At 61.7% G+C, this 16,793-nt stretch carries 18 protein-coding genes; all 18 read right to left on the reverse strand.

The window, feature by feature from the left end; genetic code table 11:
• Positions 1–2: 2 nt before the first annotated feature.
• The 18 genes from CK222_RS21850 to CK222_RS21930 all read right to left on the reverse strand — a co-directional run bounded on the left by CK222_RS21850 (position 3) and on the right by CK222_RS21930 (position 16,652).
• Positions 3–1,304 (reverse strand): hypothetical protein, encoded by a 1,302-nt coding sequence (locus CK222_RS21850; RefSeq protein ID WP_095801791.1) that lies wholly within the window; start codon positions 1,302–1,304, stop codon positions 3–5.
• A gap of 54 nt (positions 1,305–1,358) precedes the next feature.
• Positions 1,359–4,406, reverse strand: a complete 3,048-nt coding sequence (locus CK222_RS21855) for a phage tail length tape measure family protein (protein ID WP_176477699.1) — start codon at positions 4,404–4,406, stop codon at positions 1,359–1,361.
• Positions 4,407–4,866: 460 nt separating this feature from the next.
• A complete protein-coding gene (locus CK222_RS32445; RefSeq protein ID WP_176477700.1) occupies positions 4,867–5,022 on the reverse strand; it encodes a hypothetical protein in 156 nt (51 codons plus the stop codon).
• 95 nt (positions 5,023–5,117) lie between these two features.
• Positions 5,118–5,552: a hypothetical protein gene (locus tag CK222_RS21865; protein ID WP_095801794.1), complete on the reverse strand. Its 435-nt coding sequence runs from the start codon at positions 5,550–5,552 to the stop codon at positions 5,118–5,120.
• A 9-nt stretch (positions 5,553–5,561) separates the two neighbouring features.
• Positions 5,562–6,347 (reverse strand): hypothetical protein, encoded by a 786-nt coding sequence (locus tag CK222_RS21870; RefSeq protein ID WP_095801795.1) that lies wholly within the window; start codon positions 6,345–6,347, stop codon positions 5,562–5,564.
• A gap of 48 nt (positions 6,348–6,395) precedes the next feature.
• Positions 6,396–6,929 carry a hypothetical protein gene (locus CK222_RS21875; protein WP_095801796.1) on the reverse strand — a complete coding sequence of 178 codons (534 nt, stop codon included), beginning with the start codon at positions 6,927–6,929 and terminating at the stop codon, positions 6,396–6,398.
• On the reverse strand, positions 6,922–7,536 hold the full coding sequence (locus tag CK222_RS21880) for a phage tail protein (RefSeq protein WP_176477701.1): 615 nt from the start codon (positions 7,534–7,536) through the stop codon (positions 6,922–6,924). Before CK222_RS21880 ends, CK222_RS21875 begins: the two co-directional genes overlap by 8 nt.
• On the reverse strand, positions 7,533–7,940 hold the full coding sequence (locus tag CK222_RS21885) for a hypothetical protein (RefSeq protein WP_095801798.1): 408 nt from the start codon (positions 7,938–7,940) through the stop codon (positions 7,533–7,535). Before CK222_RS21885 ends, CK222_RS21880 begins: the two co-directional genes overlap by 4 nt.
• The gene (locus CK222_RS32450) at positions 7,940–8,476 is read right to left on the reverse strand and encodes a hypothetical protein (protein ID WP_176477702.1); all 537 of its coding nucleotides are present in this window, start codon (positions 8,474–8,476) and stop codon (positions 7,940–7,942) included. The genes CK222_RS21885 and CK222_RS32450 overlap by 1 nt, the downstream gene beginning before the upstream one ends.
• 69 nt (positions 8,477–8,545) lie before the next feature.
• Entirely contained in the window at positions 8,546–9,640 is a 1,095-nt protein-coding gene (locus tag CK222_RS21895) for a major capsid protein (RefSeq protein ID WP_095801799.1), read from the reverse strand.
• A 44-nt stretch (positions 9,641–9,684) separates the two neighbouring features.
• Complete coding sequence (locus tag CK222_RS21900; protein ID WP_095801800.1) at positions 9,685–10,137, reverse strand: head decoration protein; 453 nt, start codon at positions 10,135–10,137, stop codon at positions 9,685–9,687.
• A gap of 38 nt (positions 10,138–10,175) precedes the next feature.
• Positions 10,176–11,429, reverse strand: a complete 1,254-nt coding sequence (locus CK222_RS21905) for a S49 family peptidase (protein WP_095801801.1) — start codon at positions 11,427–11,429, stop codon at positions 10,176–10,178.
• Positions 11,426–13,114, reverse strand: a complete 1,689-nt coding sequence (locus CK222_RS21910; protein ID WP_095801802.1) for a phage portal protein — start codon at positions 13,112–13,114, stop codon at positions 11,426–11,428. Before CK222_RS21910 ends, CK222_RS21905 begins: the two co-directional genes overlap by 4 nt.
• The gene (gene gpW / locus CK222_RS21915; protein WP_095801803.1) at positions 13,111–13,326 is read right to left on the reverse strand and encodes a gpW family head-tail joining protein; all 216 of its coding nucleotides are present in this window, start codon (positions 13,324–13,326) and stop codon (positions 13,111–13,113) included. The genes CK222_RS21910 and gpW overlap by 4 nt, the downstream gene beginning before the upstream one ends.
• Positions 13,327–13,413: 87 nt before the next feature.
• Positions 13,414–15,591: a terminase gpA endonuclease subunit gene (locus tag CK222_RS21920; RefSeq protein ID WP_095801804.1), complete on the reverse strand. Its 2,178-nt coding sequence runs from the start codon at positions 15,589–15,591 to the stop codon at positions 13,414–13,416.
• Positions 15,588–16,316 carry a hypothetical protein gene (locus CK222_RS21925; protein WP_095801805.1) on the reverse strand — a complete coding sequence of 243 codons (729 nt, stop codon included), beginning with the start codon at positions 16,314–16,316 and terminating at the stop codon, positions 15,588–15,590. Before CK222_RS21925 ends, CK222_RS21920 begins: the two co-directional genes overlap by 4 nt.
• Positions 16,313–16,477 carry a hypothetical protein gene (locus CK222_RS32455; RefSeq protein WP_176477703.1) on the reverse strand — a complete coding sequence of 55 codons (165 nt, stop codon included), beginning with the start codon at positions 16,475–16,477 and terminating at the stop codon, positions 16,313–16,315. Before CK222_RS32455 ends, CK222_RS21925 begins: the two co-directional genes overlap by 4 nt.
• Positions 16,470–16,652 (reverse strand): AlpA family phage regulatory protein, encoded by a 183-nt coding sequence (locus CK222_RS21930; protein WP_095801843.1) that lies wholly within the window; start codon positions 16,650–16,652, stop codon positions 16,470–16,472. The genes CK222_RS32455 and CK222_RS21930 overlap by 8 nt, the downstream gene beginning before the upstream one ends.
• Positions 16,653–16,793 lie beyond the last annotated feature (141 nt).

Below are 16,793 nucleotides of genomic sequence, written 5' to 3' on the forward strand. Positions count from 1 at the left end.
GGTCAGTCCTCCCACGCCGAGCCGTCCTGCCACTGGCCGGTGTCGCGCCAGTGGCCGGTCGCCAGAATCCAGTTGTTGCCGAAGCTTTCCTCAGCAGCCAGGTTGGCGAGCGTCGTGAAGGACATGGCGATGTTGGCCACGCCGTTCGTCACCCAATTGATCGTGAAGGTGTCGCTCGCGAAGCGGGCAACAAACATCCACGAGATAAGCTCGATCTCATCTGCGGTCGCACCGATCGGCGTCTCGGTGGCAATCAGCGTGTCGCCGCTGTCGATCTGCCAAGCGCTGATCTCGTGCGGGATGAGCGTGCCGTCCTTTTTGCGGATCAGGATCGACTGGTGCGCGGGATCAGCTTGGTAGGCGTCGTAGAAGTCGGTGCCGGCGAACCGGATGTTCGAACCCGACATGCTCTTGATCGCCGGGAAGTCGTTGCCCCACGTCGGCACGTAGATTTCGCCTGCGCGACCGCGAGCACGAAGGAAGACATCGAGCATCGCCATCGCATCGGCGTGGCTCATGGCCATGTAGGTCGCGGTCAGCGTGCGCGATACCAGCGGGACAGGCGTGAAGGTCTTAGTGACGCCTCGGTCATAATCAACCGTCTCGAAGCCCATGTTGAAGGCCATCTGCGGCTGCTGCACGTAGTTGGGCTTCCGCAGCAGCACATAGCGGCCATAGAACAGGCCGGCCGGCCCGAAGATTTGCGTCGTTTCGCCGGTCGGGCCGTCGTCGAAGGGCAGCGGATCAGCTTCGCGAACAACGGTGCCAGGCTCGACTTCGAGCTTTAGCGACGACGTGGCGACAGCGGTGGTGTAGATCGAGAGCGTGGTCGCCTTGCCAAGACACGCGGGCAACAGCGGCAGCAGCGTTGCCCCCTGCCCCACGGCGCCGACAACGCCACTGGTCAGCACGACCTGGTTGCCGGAAACGAAGTCGATCGTGATCTTGCGCGACTTGCGGCCGGTCAGCAGCACGCAGGACATGCTGCCAGTCAGCCATGCGGGGACGCGATCAACGGTCAGCACCGTGCCGCCATCGGCGACGGTCTGTGTCAAGATCGCGCTGTCAGCCGAGAAGTCGCCGATCGTTACCTTGCCGTCGCGCGCCAGGTGCAGCGCGTCGTTGAAGCTGCGCAGCCGGTCGCCGTCGAGCAGAATAGCCGCCTCGATCGTGCGTCGCGGGTTGACGCGTTCGCCCCGACGCTGTTCCGTGCCATTGCGGCTCGTGAACACGTTGGTCTTGAACTCGTAGGTGTCGCGGACACCGTTCTGCCAATTGGGGACGATGGGAAGAAAAACGGCCATGTTGCCCTTCACGTATTGGCGTGAATCTACCGTTTAACGTGATTTTGTGCAACGCTAATTGTTGAGAGCGCCCGACACCTTCCGAGAGTTGCGCGTTAGCCAATTCATCATGATCCGCTCGCCGGCCGTGCTCGCAAGCGCGTTCTCCAAAACGTCGTTGGGATCGAAGACGTTTACGTTCTTGAGGTTGACCGCCACCCGGCCGCCGCCATTCTTGCTGTGGCGTGCATCATCCTCGGTCAGAACTTCCTCGCCCTTAAGAGCGACGATCGGAACTTCGTCTGGCTTGAGGCCGACGATGCCGCCGCCATGGTGGCGTTGCGCATTGGCGAAGATAGCCGGATTGACCATGCGAGCGCCGGAAGCCGATGCCTGGCCGACGATACCGCCTTCGTGGAACAGCGACGTGATCCAGCCGGCAATCGAGCCGCCGAGGCCGCCGCTGCCACCAGCGCCCGCGCCGCCAGAGATCGCGTTGAACAGCGCCTGCTTGACGATTGCCTTGCCAATCTCAATCAAGAAGTCAGCGATACCCTGCCGCAGCGCATTGAAGAATGCCGTCGCTGCGTTCTCGCCTTGCGCGATCGACTGCGCAAACGCGCTGAATGCATTGCCGCCGATGTCGGCGATTTCCTCGTTGAGTTGCTGAGCCTGCGGCAGGAACTGCTTGTCAATCTTCTGCAGCGTCTGGCCAATACCTTCCTGCAACGCTTGCAGCTTCGCGATCTGCTGATCAGCCGCCGCGCCGCCGATCGCCTGCCAGAATGCAATGGCGGCCGGGATTGCGCTTTTCAGCTTTTCTTCGATCTGGCCAATCTGGTCGATCGCGCTGGCAACCTTCCCTTGGTCGCCGGCAGCCTGGGCGATCTGCAAGCTCTGGAACAGCGCCGTGCGCTGCTCGACGAGCCGGTTCACTTCGTCGTTAGCGTGGGCGCGGTCGAACTCGGCAGCGGCCGTTTCCTTCACCAGGTCGCGCTGCTGTTGCGAAAGCTCGACGCCGGCCTTCTTTGCCTTGATTTCCTCGTCGGTGATGGCCTTGGCGATGAAGGCTTCGCGGTTCTCTTTGATCTTGTAATCGAGTTCCGCCTTCGCGGCATCCATGCGGGCCGTGAAGTCCTTCTCGTATTCCTGCGTCTTCTTTGCCTGCTCGGTGATGCCGGCATAGGCTGCCAGGATGCCCTCGGCCTTGGCCTTGTGATCATCCATCTGCCCCGACACCTTGTCGAGCACCGTGCCAGGCGCGCCGCCGTTCTTCTCGTCGGACGCATTGATGTTCTTCGCGTTGCCGGCGTTAATCGCGGCGTAGATTTGCAGCAGCCCGTCGCCGGCCTTCACACCAGCGTCGACCAGGTACTTGGCCATCGCCTCCATCTGCGCCTGGACCGATGAATCCTGGCTGATGCCATACCGCTGCTGCGCAGCCGGGCCGGCTTGAAACAGGCCCACATACTGATTGCCCGCGCCGCCACGGATGGACGGGTTGAAGGTGCCCCCGGTCTCGTAGGAGATCGCCGTCAGGATGTCCTTCACGTCGACCTTCAACTGATCGGCGATGATTGTTGCGAACCGAACGATGTCGGCCATCTGCGCGGCTGACGCCGAGCCCGAGTTGCGCTGCGCGGTATACTCGGCTTCGTAGTTCTTGTGCGTCGCATCGTAGGCCATGCCCGCCTGCGCGCGAATTTGGTTCGTCTGCTCGGCGGTGAGCCCGAGAATATCCTGGTTGAGCCGCTTGGCTTCTTCGAGCGCGGCGTTCTTCGCCTTGAGCAGTTCGCCTTCGATGTACCGTTCGCGGTTGGTCAGGTTCGCCTGGCGCGTCTCGTCGGTCAGCGCCTTGCCCTGTTTGTCGATCACCGCCTGAATGTCGAGCCGTGCCTTCTTGTCGGCCTCGGTCTGCGCAGCCACATCCTTCTGCGCAGCGTCGCCGTCCTTGATGGCCTGCAACTCGGCTTGCCGCTTGTCGACGATATCCTGCAACAGCGCACGCTGCGCTTCCAAAGCGCTCGTGTCAGCGTAGACAGTCTGACCGGCTTCCAGAAGCTTCGCCTGTTCGGCGATCTGGCCGTTGATCTCTGCGAGCTTCGCCCTCACTGCCTCAAGGTTGTTGGTGTCCACCCCGCCACCAAAGCCACTGGTGACGCTGCGAACCTTGTCGGCGACAGCCTCAACCTTTCCAGCAATATTCGCCATGGTGTTGGCGGCGTTCTCGGTTTCACGTCCGAGCTTTTGAAGCAGGCCTGACTTTTCGATGATGTCGAGCAAATCACTCCACGCGCGACCAGCGGCTTTCGCGGCTTCGGCCCACGAGGAAGTCGTATCGGCACCGCTCGCCAATTTCTGCGCGAGAATGTCTTGCGCGAGCGACATGGCGCCGGCCGAGTTGCCAGCCTTCGACATAGCCTCAATCTGCGCGTACTGATCGGCAGTGAGGAAGTTCAGTTCCTTGTCGAGATCGCGGACGCCGCTAACCGTGCCGCTGAACGCCGCCGAAAGCTTCTTGCCGGCCTCCGCAACATCGTCGCCCGTGATGGCGCTCAGACGCTGCGCCATTTGGGCGAGCGGGGCGAAGTCCTTCTGGTCGATGCCGTCTTTGACGAACTGCTTGACCAGATCACGAGCCTTGTCGGTCGCAATGCCGAACTCGCCCATCTGCTGCGTGATCTTGACCAGTTCCTGCGCGCTGTATCGGCTGCCGTCAGCCGAGAGTGCCAGTTCCTTATTGAAGAGATCGAGCGAGTCGGCGGCGGTCTTCAGGCGTAACGCCGTCGCGATGAACGGCGCGAGCACGGCAGTGACGCCGGCAATGATAGGGATCGAGCGTGCCAGGACCGACATGGCGCCCGGCCAAATCTGAATGAACTGACCCGCCTGTTGCGCGAGAATCTGCATCGGTCGCTGGCCCGCAGCCAGGCCAGAGATCACGTCGTTGACCTGGTAGCCGAGATTGGTCAACTGGTATGGCTTGAGGCCGAAGGCAGCGATGCTCTGCGCCTCGCCCTTCGTGGAACTCAGCGACGTGCTGTTGCGAAGCGCGGTCTGCTTCTTCGCCAGCGTGTCCTGCGCCTTCGCAGCGGTGTTCGAGGCTGCGGTGAGCTTGTTCAACTGCGTCGTCTGCGCGACGATCGCGGCGCTTTCCTCGGTCGCGGCGACAGCGCCTTTCTCCATCGCCGTCGCGAGGCGATTGAATGCAGCGTAGCCGTTCTTGCTGGCCTCGCCGTTAAGCTGATTGAGCGCAGTGCGATGACGGTTGAGCGTGTCGATCGCTTCCAGCGACCGCTTGCGCGTCAAGGCGATCGTCTCGCCAAGCTCGCGCTGTTCATCAGCGCTCAGCGAGCCCGACTTTCGCCCGTTGTCGAGTGCGGCCTGATAGCGTGCAACTTGGTCGGTGAGACGCTTGTAGTCGGCAACGGCGGTGTCGATGTCGCCCTTAGCCGCGCCGAGCACAGCGCGCCGATTAGATGCCTGAGCAGACGCAGAGAGCTTGTTCTGCGTCTGCTCGATGTTCTTGAGAACCTTCGAGTATTCGTCGCGAGCCTTTACGGCAAATTCTACGACTCTCTCGTTACTCGCCATCCGTCAGTTCCTTCAATTGCTGCTTCAAGACGTTGGCAGCGTTCCTGGTGGCGGCGGGCTTTACGCTCTTGTTCGGGATGCTGGAGAGCGCCAACTGCAGAAGCGAGATTTCGGCGGCCAACTGAGCGTTGATGCGTCGGACCACCAGGCTTGCTTCTGCGAACACCTTCCAGATTGGATAGCTAAATGCGTTGGGATGTCCGTGGTCGAGCAATAGGCTGACCTGGCGACGGACGCCCTCTATCCAATCGTCGAGTGTTCCGGGGATGTCAGCTTCGCTGCCGACATGGCCACCTTCGTGACGATCTCCATCAGTTTTCCCAAGCCGCCTTCTGCCTCCACCGTCAGCCGGAAAATCTTGGCCAGGGCATCGGCCTGAACCGCAAGCGGCAGGTTGATCTTTGCCAACCGCTCGGCGCTCTCGGGCTCACCCAATCCGCACGCGATGACCAGCGAAACGAGCGGCGCGAAGTCGTCGATGATCGACACCGCGATTTCCTCGGCGCTCGCCGGCAAGGTGCCGCTGATGGCCTGCGTGTAGAGGTTCGCCACCACCTCGCGATGATGGCGAACGATGAAGGTGATGTGCGTTAGGCTGAGCCCGTAGACCTTCAGCGTGTTGGCGCCGAAGGTCACGGTCTCGGACGGAATGATCAGTGTCTCCAACTGGCTCATTGTCGCGCCTTACGCTGCCGGGCGGCCGTCGCGCAGAGCGAGAGGCAGCGTGCCCTTCTTGAGCGCGGAGATGTTCAGACCCATCGTCTGCCAGGCCGGCGAAGAAGCATCGGTCACGAGCGCCATGTCGCCGTTCGGGATGAGCCGGCAGCGCGGGATCGTGATATCGGACTGAGCGCCGAACGGGTTGATCGAGAAGAACTTCATCTCGCCCTCAACTGCCGAGATGCCGGTCGCGATCTGCGTGCGGGTCGAGACCTGCGTGTCGTAGTTGGCCACCAGCTTCGGCTTGTCGGTCAGGATGAACAGGAGGCCGAGTTCGAGATCGACGGTGTAGTCCGTGTCGAGCACGAAGGTGGCCGGCGTACCGGCAGCGCCATCATCGCAGGAGACGTTCGTCAGCTTGCGCGCGCCAGACGGATTGGCGGTCGTGCGGCCAAGCTGGAACACGTCGCCGGCCTTGACGAGCAGGAAGGTTTCCGACAGGTCGGTGACAGCCGTGGCTGAAATGGTCGCCACATCACCCATCCACCAGTAGGAGATGTTTTCCGGCCGCATGTCGTCGGTCGACAGAGCGCCGTTCATGGTCGCGTCGATCGGAATTTCCTCGTCCAGGGTTTTGAGGCCACCCATCGCGCCGTAGTGCGGCAAGGTCTCAGCGCTGCGGGTCAGCGTGAACTCGGGGCAGTTGCCAAGTTCGCGGAGCGGACCAGGGTTTTGCGTGCCGGCGAGATACTTGGCAAAGTAGGCCTTGCCCTTCGGCACGACGAGGTTCTTGGACTGAGTGTCGAACATTGCGATTTCTCCTTCTTACGTGACTATCACGTATAACGTGATTTTAGATTAAGCGAAAGGTGTCTCAAGGTTTTCTGCTAGGGTTAGCGTCACCGGAACCAGAAAATATGCGACGGCGGAAACGTCATCGTCGGGCGGCCGATGAACGGGTTCTCCGATCGATAGGCCGATCACGCAGGGCGCGACGTTGCCGAGATCGAGGAAATTGTAGTCCCGAACCTTCTTCGCCTTCACTAGTGCCGTGATCACGTCGGCCGAGGCATAGTAGGCGGGATCGAGCGGATTATCCTTGTCGTCCTGAACGAAGCCTTGGATCAGAAGTCGGAATTCGTTCACCGCGTTTCCCGACGTGATGTTCGAGGCGCCGGGCTCACGCGAGCGAGGGTCTTCCAGAACCGAAAGCATCGGCAGCGGATCGCCCTCACCGAACACTGTGCGGCCACGGAACACTCGCGCGGCCGAGCGGCCGGCTTCGTCGGTGAAATCGGAGAAGTCGTGTTGGTAGCCGTTGGTGGGAGTGATCGATTTGAGCACGTTGTTGCAGATCGCCTTGGCGACGCGCAGGCGGAAAGGATCAGCCATTTCTCAGAAGCTCCATCTGGCGGTTGAATTCTTCCTCCACGTCGTCCAGCGTTTCCTGGCTCATGTCTTCGAAGACACCGCCATCGCGTGACGCGGCGCTCAACGCCTGATCGACGGACGGGCCATAGAGCAGCCACAGGTTCTTGCCGATCGGCTTCGGCTTATATGCGCCAGCCGGCGCCTCGCCATTGGTGCGCACCGCCAGGCCGATGTTGTCGTTCTTCAGGCGCATGATGAAGGCGCGCGAGATCGATTTCGTCTGGCCGGGCTTCACCGTCACATTGATCTTGCCGCCGCGATGGCGGGCACCACCAGTCAGAACAGTCTGCCGGCTGAAGCGGGCGAGCGATGTAGCCTGACCACGACCCTCGATCATGGCAATGAGTGCGCCACGGCGGGCGCGGGTCTTGACCCACAGTTTCTTGCTCGACGGCGACACGTAAGACGCGGGGAAAGCAACCTGATCGCGCACCAGTCTCGCTGCGCGCGTGCGACCCTTGTCGGCGGCCTTGTTCAGCGCGCGCACCAGCGCCGTCTCAATCTCGGCTGTCACTTCGCCGATGGCTGGCAGTTGCGCGAACTCGACGATGACCAGCGCCGCGCTCAACTGAGGATACCTTCCCAAACGTCGCCGGTGGCATCCACGCCAGTCAGGAATTCGGTCAGATCAGCTTGGGAAACCTCGGATACCTCGGAATAGAGGTAGCCTTCCCGCCACGGCTTTCCAGGGCCGGTGCGATAGGCTTCGGAGTTTCCAAAGATGACGTAACTGTTGATGAGAACCTTCGGCAGTTGGGTCTGCTGAAAGACGATACGATTCGTTAGATCGAGCACCGTGGCGCCGTTGCGGAAGTCGTCGGCCTGGTTCTGCGAGGCCACCTGCGCCTTATGCAAACGGACGGTGACGCGAACAGGCGTCCCTGCGGCGTGCGTGAGGTACACCGCAGGAATCTCGAAAGTCGCGTGGACGTGTCCAAGCGACTTTCGCTTCTGTTCGCGCCAGCCGGCCATTAGACGAGCGACTCGTCGTCGGCAGCCTTCTTGCCGCCCTTCTTCTTGGCAGCATCGGCGGCAGCTTTGTCAGCCGCTTCCTTCTCAGCCGCGTCAGCAGCAGCCTTGTCGGCAGCGTCCTTCTCGGCCTGCTCCTTGGCAGCCTTCTCGGCCGCTTCAGCTTGTTCCTGAGCAAGCTTCTCAGCCGCGTCAGCAGCAGCCTTGTCGGCAGCGTCCTTCTCGGCCTGCTCCTGAGCAAGCTTCTCAGCCGCGTCAGCAGCAGCCTTGTCGGCAGCGTCCTTCTCGGCCTGCTCCTTGGCGGCCTTCGCGGCGGCCTCAGCAGCAGCGCGCTCAGCTTCCTCGGCCTCGTGATCGACAGGCTTCTTGATGCCGGCCTTCACCAGGTCTTCCTCGCTGGCCTCAACAGCCGCGAGGACATCGGGCCGCAGAACGTAGTCGAGTTCGTCGCCTTCCAGGTCCGCGACCTGGCCGGGATACACGACCGGGGGTTTCGTCTTCGGGTCGCGCTGAATGGTGTGGATTGCTTTGATGTACATGAGATCGTCTCCGTTGAGAAAACGGCCCGACAGGGTTTGCCGGGCCGTGGGGTTCTCTCGTGTCCTGGCTTACGCCAGCACGCGAGCCTTGAAAGTGCGGTTCGGGTAGAGCGGAACCGGCAGGGGCGAGGCCTGATGCATCAGGAAGTCGTCGCCCGGATCGTCGGTCTTGAACTGCTTGGCGAAGATGCGGGCGTTTTGCAGACCGCTCTTGATCGCCTCGTTGTCGAAGATCGCACCGTAGCACTTGACGCCCGTGGCACCCGGAGCGACGAGCAGGATGTCCTTCTCGTTGAACAGGTCCACCTTCGTGGTGCCGCCAGAGCCATCCGGCACATCGACGGTATCCTTGTAGGCCCAAACGCTGAGACCATCGGCAAGCTGGCCGATATAGGTCAGCGGCTGCTCCTGCCGCATGATGCCGAGCGAGATCGACACCGTGTCGTTGCCACGGTAGCGAGTGTCGAGCGCGTCCTTGATGCCGGCATTCTTGCGGAACACGGGAGCCACCTGCGCACCTACGATCAACTGCGCGGCCGAGCCGCCGCCGTTGGCCAGGTACATGGTGTTCATCCACGTCTGCAGATCGCCAAGGATGTCGGCGGCCGGATCGCTCCAGAAGCCCGAGGACTTGACGACGGTGTGACCGGCCGCGCGGCCAAAGTCGAGCAGGACGGACGGATTCTTGGCGCCCTGGTCGCGGTCATAATCGATCTGCACCTTGGCGTCGATGAAGGCTCGCGCCGCCATCCACGCCTCGCGCACGTCGATCGCGCGAGTGTGCATTTCGGTGATCTCAGCCACGCGCATGTCGTACCTCTCGGCGAGCGTGGGCTGACGGCCGGCGTTGATGAAGACTTCCGAAGGACGGATGTTCTTCAGGTCGGTCGCGCGCACCGCATTCTTGAGCTTGATATACGGCGCGGTGATCTCCGAGATCGACTCGCTCTTGGCGTTCTGCATCGGCCGGCCCTGTTCGTAAGGCAGGACGAAGGGCGCCAGGAAGCGAGTGGAGGCCGGCAGGTCCGCGAAGCGGATCGCGCCGTCTTCCGAGAAGTGCATCTGCGTGAAGAACGTGTCCAGGAAGTAGGACGGAATCGCCTTGTAGCGATCGTCCTGACGCAGAGCGTAGAGGTCTTTGGGAGTCCAGAGTTCGATACCCATGGATGCTTTTCCTTCGAGAGTTCGGGGCTAACGAGCCTTCGGGGTTACGGGGCCGCCACGGTCGAGCCGAAGTAAACTTCGCGAACGACGATGTTGGTCGGGGTGGGTGCGCCAGCGAACGCCGCGAACTTCTCGGCGTCGGTGTCGAAGCTCGCCGGCCAGGCGATCATGTGCTTGGCAAGGCAGCCGCTGCGCAGGATCGGGAGACCGGGGTTCTGTCCGACCGGGATCACGATCTTGAAAAGCGTGATGCCGATGGCCTTGATGTCGTCGGCCGGATCGACGCTCCCGACGAGAGCCGGAACCAGATTGCCCGAGTCGTCGAAGCCGACAGGGGTGTAGGGTTCCAGCGTCTGGTTGGCCGCAGCCTTCAAGTCCTGTACGACGACAGCCGGCGTTTCGCCGACGATCAGGCCTTCCAAGACGGGGTTGATGGTATCGGTCCACTGCGACGGCGTGCCAGCGGAAGGACCGAGGTTCGGAAGATTGATGTCCATTCGACTCTCTCCTTAGTCTACGGTTGAGCCTCGGGCCGTTAGCCCTTGACCATTGCGAGCGTCTTTGCGGCGCGGCTCACTTCCGTTTTGTCGGCTTCCTCATCGGCAGAGGCCTCGATGCCGGGATTGCCCGAGCCGCGCATGGCGTCCTTGAGCATTCCCTTCGGCGCGCCGGCACCAGCCTCGGGCGCAGATTCCTCGGCCAGTTCGCCGATGAAGGCCGCAGCTTCCTCGGCCGACATGCTGGTCTTGAGAGCGGCATTGAGTGCCGCCTTCGGCCGCTTCTTGCCGGCTTCGGAGCCGAGGATCGCGGTGATGCGAGCAAGGGCCTCGGTGGCGCCCTGCTTGATGCCTTCTGCCAGGCCTTCGGTTTTGCCGGCTGCCTTAGCGGTGTCGAGATCGGCCTGGGTGAGTTCGGCCATTTGTTCATCTCCTTCTGAGAATGTGGCCTCAAAGGCCGTGATAGCGTCGTCCAGGGCTCCGATTGCGTCAGCCAAGCCGTTGTCGATCGCCTGTTGAGCCATGAAAGTATGTGCGTCGGTTGCGTCGACCGCTTCCGCCTTCATGTCCCGGTTTCTCGCCACCGAAGCGACGAATTGCTCGTGGAATGCATCCACGCGCTCCTGAATCCGCTCGCGCGCCCCCTCGGACAATTTCTCGTAGGGGTTGCCCTCCATCTTGTCGGGCTTGGAGCGGATGATGTTGGCCGTGATGCCCGCTGCATCGAGCATCTTGGAATACTCGATGGCGACCACGACGACGCCGATCGAACCGACGCCACCGCTGCGGGAGACGGTGATGCCGTTAGGATCGGCGGCCGAAATGACGTTGTAGGCTGCCGAGTAAGCGTGCTCCGCAAAGCCGCGAATGGGCTTCTTGCCACGCAGGGCATACAGCCTATCCACTAGGTCGAAGTTGCCCGCGACCAGGCCACCGCCCGAATTGACAATGTAGGCGATGCCTTTGACGTTGGAGTCGTCCACGCCGCGCTTGACGGCCTGGTAGATGTACTCGTAGCCGGTTGCGTAGACACCGAAGGCCCACGGGAAATCGTTCAGCAGCACGCCCTTAACCGGGACGTGCAGGATGCCGTTCTTCACGACGTAGGGACGATAGCGCGAACGGTAATCGTCCTCGGGAAACCAGAAATCGGCTGCGGCCGACTCGGCGGTCATCTTCTCGATTTCATCAATGCGGGCGCCGAGCGCCAGGAGCGATGACTGCAGCCATGCGCCCTGCCCCTCGTCGATGAGCGCCGGCTGGTCCTGAAACTGAGCGATGATCGGGTTCATTGTTTCTTGCCTCCGTCGCTCGGCGTCGCTGACAGCGAATTCATCAGGTTCGGGTCGGCCTGGTCGTAGATCGACGGGTTGCCGTACTTCTCGTCGAGCGCGCGTTCGCGAGCGATTTGACGGGCGATCTTTCGCCAGTCGCCGCCCGACATTTTCGCGATCTCGATTTCCTTGGTGGACAGGCCGCTCTTGATCTTGAGGACCGCAGCCTGCGTTTCCTTCAGCGGATCAATCTGACCCTGACCGGCACCGATCCACTCGCACGCGCTGAACGCTTCGGCGTTGAGGCCATCGTAGAAGCGGGGCACGCCACGCCGCTTGAAGCATTCGAGTTCGTTGTAGTTGATCGCTTCCTCAAGCCAGAGGCGGTAGATGAAATTGGCCACCTTGTCGGCAACGATGCGCTTGAGCGACATCATCGTCTTGTAGGTCTCGCCGAGAGCCGCGCGCGCCGACGAGTAGTTGGTCTGCGTGAAGTCGCGAGACAACTGCTCGTAGGAGACGTTTAGTGCGGCTGCGATATAGCGCAGCAAGCTCTGCTCGAACTTGTCACCGGCCGGGCTGTTCGCACCCGGATTTTGAATCTTGAGCTTGGTGCCGGGCGCAAAGATCGGAATCTTCGCACCGTCCATGTGCAGATTCTTGGCGGCGCCCGCATACTCGGCGATAGCCGATAGATACGCCTGCATCCAGGTCGTCGTCGCGTTGCCTTCACCGGCACCGGCACCCAGGGCGGCCGTCACATCCTGCGGGATTTCCGATTCGATCGAAGCCGCGTAGGTGGCCGCGACGACCGCCCTCTCCAATTCCGTCCTGCGGAAGTGTTTCGTCATCCGCATTTCGCTGAGCGCCGTGACCATCGCCGCGACGCCGCGCGTCTGGTCGGGACGCAGTTCCTCGAACACATGGTTGATGACCATGCGTCCCCAAGACTTCCGGGCCGGCACGCGCTTCCAGGTCGGCGCCGTGAAGGAATTCACGCCCGAGCGATAGTCGGCGGGATGAGCGCTGCGGATGTAATAGGCGAGCGGTGCGCCATAGGAGTCTAGTTCGACGCCCTTGCGCAAGCGGCTGCCCTTGAACGGCTGAAAGATGCGGTCGCGAGGATCGGAGAGGCGCGCGGTGTCGATCATCTGAATGGCGCTGGCATACGGCCGGCCATCGTCGAACCACTCGGCCGACTGCAGCACCTCGCCGCCCATCAGATGCACGCCAACGGAGAGGCGCACGATATCGGTCAGCGTCTTCCTGCGCGCGGCATCGGGCCAGCACTGCGGGCTTTCTGCCCACAGAGTAAACTTGGTCTCGATTTCTTCCTGAGCCTCGGCTTCCCACTGCTCGTCTTCTTTGCCGAACAGAACTTTGGTTTCCGGTTTGGCGTTCAGAAGGAACAGGGTTCCGACGATGGAGTCCTTGCGGATCGTCGCGCCGCCCGCGACGTACGCGTCATTGCGAGCCGTATCGATCGAGCGGGCGTCGAGATCGTCCTTGAGCGGCAGAAGATCGGCATCAGCCGAACGCAGCGGTGGGCGCCAGCCGGCGAGCCGGCTCAGCTTGTCCGCGCCGTCATAGGCGACACCGCCGCCCGCTGCCACCGCCGAGGCAACGGGCGGCTGCACCGCATGGATCGCCGGGGAGACACCGGCATCCGACCCAAGCAGGTCCGAAAGATCGAGATCGCTCATCCCCACACCGGCCGCAACGGAGGAACGACTGCCGGGCAGCCGTTGATTTGGGCTTGCAGGGAGCGGATGTAGGCGAGCAGCCGGCTCGCATTGGCTGGCGTGTAGCGGATCGACTCGCCGGTAGCGTCGCGCACTTCTACAGCCGACTCACCGATTTGCAGTCGGTGGTAAGCTGTTTGAGCTTCTGCAAGGAGATCGGCGGTGGTCGCCATCGGCTATCCATGTGAATTTCACGTATAGATAGCGCAAACGTGAAACTTACGCAATATATAATTGATTTTCAACATAAAAGTGAAAGTCTAAGCAAGCTTTTCCGCGAGCGCCGCGAAGCTCTTGGACTCCTCTTTGACCGGCTCCGAAGCAGCCGGCGCGGCGCCGCCATACACCATGTCGTTCTCATCCCATTCGGCTGCCCATCCTGGCGGGTTCTCCCAATCGAGCCGATCGATGTTAAACGTAACGTAGGGCACCATTTCCTCGAACGGCCGGATAGCCAGGCCGAGCGCATAATACGCAAGGTCGAATGCCTCGTTGCGCCGCTTCAAGGGATTTTCCCATCCCTTTTCGGTGCGGATTTCGGTCGTCAACTGATTGTAGAACCAGTCGGGCATCCAGTCGGGATAGCGCAGTATAGCGCCAGCGTTTTCCTCGCTCTCGTCGCCGACGCGGCGCGCCATCATGTTCGAGACGCGATCCTTCATCAGGTTCGAGTTGAGCAGGATCACGGGCACGTCACCCTTGGCTATGGCCTTCTTTCCCTTCTGACTGGAATCCGGCCAGGTCGTGCGCGCGTGCGGTGCCGTCTTGGAGGGCTCGCCTTTGATGAGGCAGAAGCGACGATGGAGCCCATCGCCGCGTTTGCGCAGCCGGCGCCAGAAATTATACGCGTGCCCGGTGACACCCTCGGCACCGCCTGAGTCGCCGCCAGTCGCACGGATGCGCATTCTCCTGCCACTCTCGTCGGCCAGCGGGTAGGTCTTCAAGATGACCTGCTCGATAAGCACGTCCCAATCTTCCTCGAAGGCGGCCGGATCGATCGGCAGTTTCTCCCCTGCCCCGTTGAGGCGATCTGACAGACGGAGCTTGAATGCGTCGATTACCACTAGGTCGCCGCTCGCAGTGATGCCATGCACCTGGCAAACGAAGGCCGTCTTCTGCACGTCGACTGTGGCAACCATAAACCGGACGCCATGCGGCACAATCGGCTCGGTGCCCCAATCCTCGGCCTTGTCTTTCAGGTCTTCCGGCGAGCGCTCGGACAGACGCGAGGCGGGAATGTAGAATGAACCCTGGTCGGTCGTGACGGTCTTGCGCAGCGGCGCGTCATCGCCCGTGTCTTTGAGCGCCTTCTCCGCGCGCAGGTACTTCTCAACCAACTGGCCCCAATCCTGATACGCGGCGGCCGGCCCTTTCATCCAGAATGATGCAATGCTCGATCGAGCGGCCTTGAGCCCGTTGCGCTCGATGATCCTGTTTTCGGCCGGCAGCCAGATCATGCCGTCCCTCACCCACCGGCCGGTGTCGTTCAATTCCTCCTTCATGTGCGGCTCAAGCACACCGCCGCACTGGAAGACGGGGCAGAGCATGTAGGTCTGCTCGCGCGCTTCCATGATGTCTTCGCTGTCGGGGTAGCGCAACAGCTTGAAGTCGGGTTCGAAGGACTCGCGGCAATGCGGGCAGCACCAATACCAGCGGCGCCGGTCGCCGCGATTGTATAGCTCGAAGATGCCACGGATCGGTGGCGCCTCGTGTGGACTATGCTTTGGCGGCTGCCACTTCGGGTCTTGGATTTCCTTGTTCGGGTTGGGCGACGACTCGGCGACGGTCATGCCGAAGCGCTTGAACGTCGTCGTGCGCATCTGCAGAAGGTCGAAGGGGTTGCCTTCGCCATCCACGTTGTCGTCCATGCGGTCGTAGTCGATCAGCCATCCGCGCGGCACGGTGATGCCCGATAGGTTGCTCGCGGTGGGATAGGCGAGCAGGAAGCGCATCCCCGACTTGAATTCCTTGTCGAAGGTGTTGTCATCTTGCCGGCTGGTGAACTGCTCGGCGCGCACATGCGTTGACGCTTCGAGATAGCGCTTGAGATCGCCATTCGACCACTTGCGCGCGTTCTCGCGGTCCATGTGGATGTAGAGCATGTCGCCCGGATCGGCCTTGACGGTGTGCGTCAGCCAGCCGAGGCTCATCATGGTCTTGCCGGTACGCGCCGGCCCGACGAACACCATGCCCTGATAGTCGAGGCTGGTGAGGATGTTCATAGGCTCGACGAGATAGGGCGTCTTCTTCGCGGACCACGGGACGCTGTGGCCGCTGCCGCCGCCGATCCGCATGTACTTCTCAGCAGCCTCGGAGACCGTCAAGACTTCCTGCGGGGTCAGGCTTTCGAAGCCCTTCACCAGCAATTCGTCGAGCGTTTGATATGGGGCTGCGTCGATCAGGTCATTGATCGACGGCGGGCGCATTCTCGCGGTCATTCATCACCCGGCAGATCAGGCGGCGGGCGCTTGTCCGTGCCTTCAAGCTCCTTGGCTATCTCCTGCGAATGAGCAGTCACCTTCTGCCAGGTGCGCGCTTTGGTTTCGAGCGCTTCCTTGACTTGGACATTCAGGTCGGCCACGGCCGCCAGCATGAACTTGTACTGCTCGTCGCTCAGCCGGTCGCGGCCGGGCATGTTCTCGATCCAGAGCTTGGTTTCCTGCCGGATCAGCATGGCCACGCGCGCGAAGGTCATGAGCACGTCTTCGTCGTGCCAAAGCTGCCCGGCAGCCGTGAGCGCCCGGATACGGGCGTTGGTCATCTCCCAATAGGCCTTGGAGACGATCGGCGGCAGCGACGCCTGGTTCTGCTGCGCCAGCCAGTCCTCAATGCTGCCCTGCGGCGGGATCAGATAGGACATGCCCGTCAGGAAGTCGTACAGCGGCTGCTGCTTCCCTGCGTGCGTGACGAACGAGTGAATCGGGCACTTTTCGAGCCGCTTCTGAATTTGCTTCGGCTGAACGCCGAGGATGTTTGCGAAGAAGGTCACGCCAACCGGACGCCGAAAGGCCGTGTAGTGCGGCAGGCTGTTTGAAGCTTGCTCTTGCAAGCGCCTGGCGGCTTCTTCCTTGGTCGGCCGGCCGCGCTTCGGACGCGCTATCTCGGGCTCGGATGTCGGCTCGTCGTCGCCGAGCAGGTCCGAGAGATCGCTGTCATCGGTCATTGGTCGTCCCGGTCCAACTCGTCCAGGAACGGCGCGCGCGGCACCACGCCACCATTGCCGCAAAGATCAGGATGCCAGCGGCGCCCGTGCGGGCCTTTCTCGGGAAGCCATTTACGCTTCACCTGCTCTCGCTTGGGCTGCGGCTCGGACTTCTCAGGCACCGAAAACGGCCTCCTGATACGCCTTGATCTCGCTGCTCCTCCAGACCGAAACCCTGTGCGACTTGCGCGTCTGCTTCGGAAACAGGCCGGCCTGGATGCGCCGATAGATTTCCGATCGAGATAGCCCGGTGATCGCTATCACCTGCGGCAGCCGAAGGCTTTGCTCGATTTCCATTTTCACGTCTCCATATACGGCCCCATTCATAATCACTTTTTACGTGACATACAATAGAAAACACGATAAACGTGAAAGTGCACACATGGCCTTAGTAGCGACTGATCAGAACGCAGACGCGAACGAAGCCCTTTGCAGCGA

This window comes from Mesorhizobium sp. WSM3866 (assembly GCF_002294795.1).
Taxonomy (GTDB): Bacteria; Pseudomonadota; Alphaproteobacteria; order Rhizobiales; family Rhizobiaceae; genus Mesorhizobium.

What these genes read in the sequence shown, in the direction of transcription:
- CK222_RS21875 (WP_095801796.1), bottom strand. Translation starts at nt 6,929, where the DNA reads ATGGCTGATCCTTTCCGCCTGCGCGTCGCCAAGGCGATCTGCAACAAC.
- CK222_RS21905 (WP_095801801.1), bottom strand. Translation starts at nt 11,429, where the DNA reads ATGAACCCGATCATCGCTCAGTTTCAGGACCAGCCGGCGCTCATCGAC.
- CK222_RS21865 (WP_095801794.1), bottom strand. Translation starts at nt 5,552, where the DNA reads ATGAGCCAGTTGGAGACACTGATCATTCCGTCCGAGACCGTGACCTTC.
- CK222_RS21930 (WP_095801843.1), bottom strand. Translation starts at nt 16,652, where the DNA reads ATGGAAATCGAGCAAAGCCTTCGGCTGCCGCAGGTGATAGCGATCACC.
- CK222_RS21885 (WP_095801798.1), bottom strand. Translation starts at nt 7,940, where the DNA reads ATGGCCGGCTGGCGCGAACAGAAGCGAAAGTCGCTTGGACACGTCCAC.
- gpW (WP_095801803.1), bottom strand. Translation starts at nt 13,326, where the DNA reads ATGGCGACCACCGCCGATCTCCTTGCAGAAGCTCAAACAGCTTACCAC.
- CK222_RS21870 (WP_095801795.1), bottom strand. Translation starts at nt 6,347, where the DNA reads ATGTTCGACACTCAGTCCAAGAACCTCGTCGTGCCGAAGGGCAAGGCC.
- CK222_RS21925 (WP_095801805.1), bottom strand. Translation starts at nt 16,316, where the DNA reads ATGACCGATGACAGCGATCTCTCGGACCTGCTCGGCGACGACGAGCCG.
- CK222_RS21900 (WP_095801800.1), bottom strand. Translation starts at nt 10,137, where the DNA reads ATGGACATCAATCTTCCGAACCTCGGTCCTTCCGCTGGCACGCCGTCG.
- CK222_RS32450 (WP_176477702.1), bottom strand. Translation starts at nt 8,476, where the DNA reads ATGTACATCAAAGCAATCCACACCATTCAGCGCGACCCGAAGACGAAA.
- CK222_RS21920 (WP_095801804.1), bottom strand. Translation starts at nt 15,591, where the DNA reads ATGACCGCGAGAATGCGCCCGCCGTCGATCAATGACCTGATCGACGCA.
- CK222_RS21895 (WP_095801799.1), bottom strand. Translation starts at nt 9,640, where the DNA reads ATGGGTATCGAACTCTGGACTCCCAAAGACCTCTACGCTCTGCGTCAG.
- CK222_RS21910 (WP_095801802.1), bottom strand. Translation starts at nt 13,114, where the DNA reads ATGAGCGATCTCGATCTTTCGGACCTGCTTGGGTCGGATGCCGGTGTC.
- CK222_RS21850 (WP_095801791.1), bottom strand. Translation starts at nt 1,304, where the DNA reads ATGGCCGTTTTTCTTCCCATCGTCCCCAATTGGCAGAACGGTGTCCGC.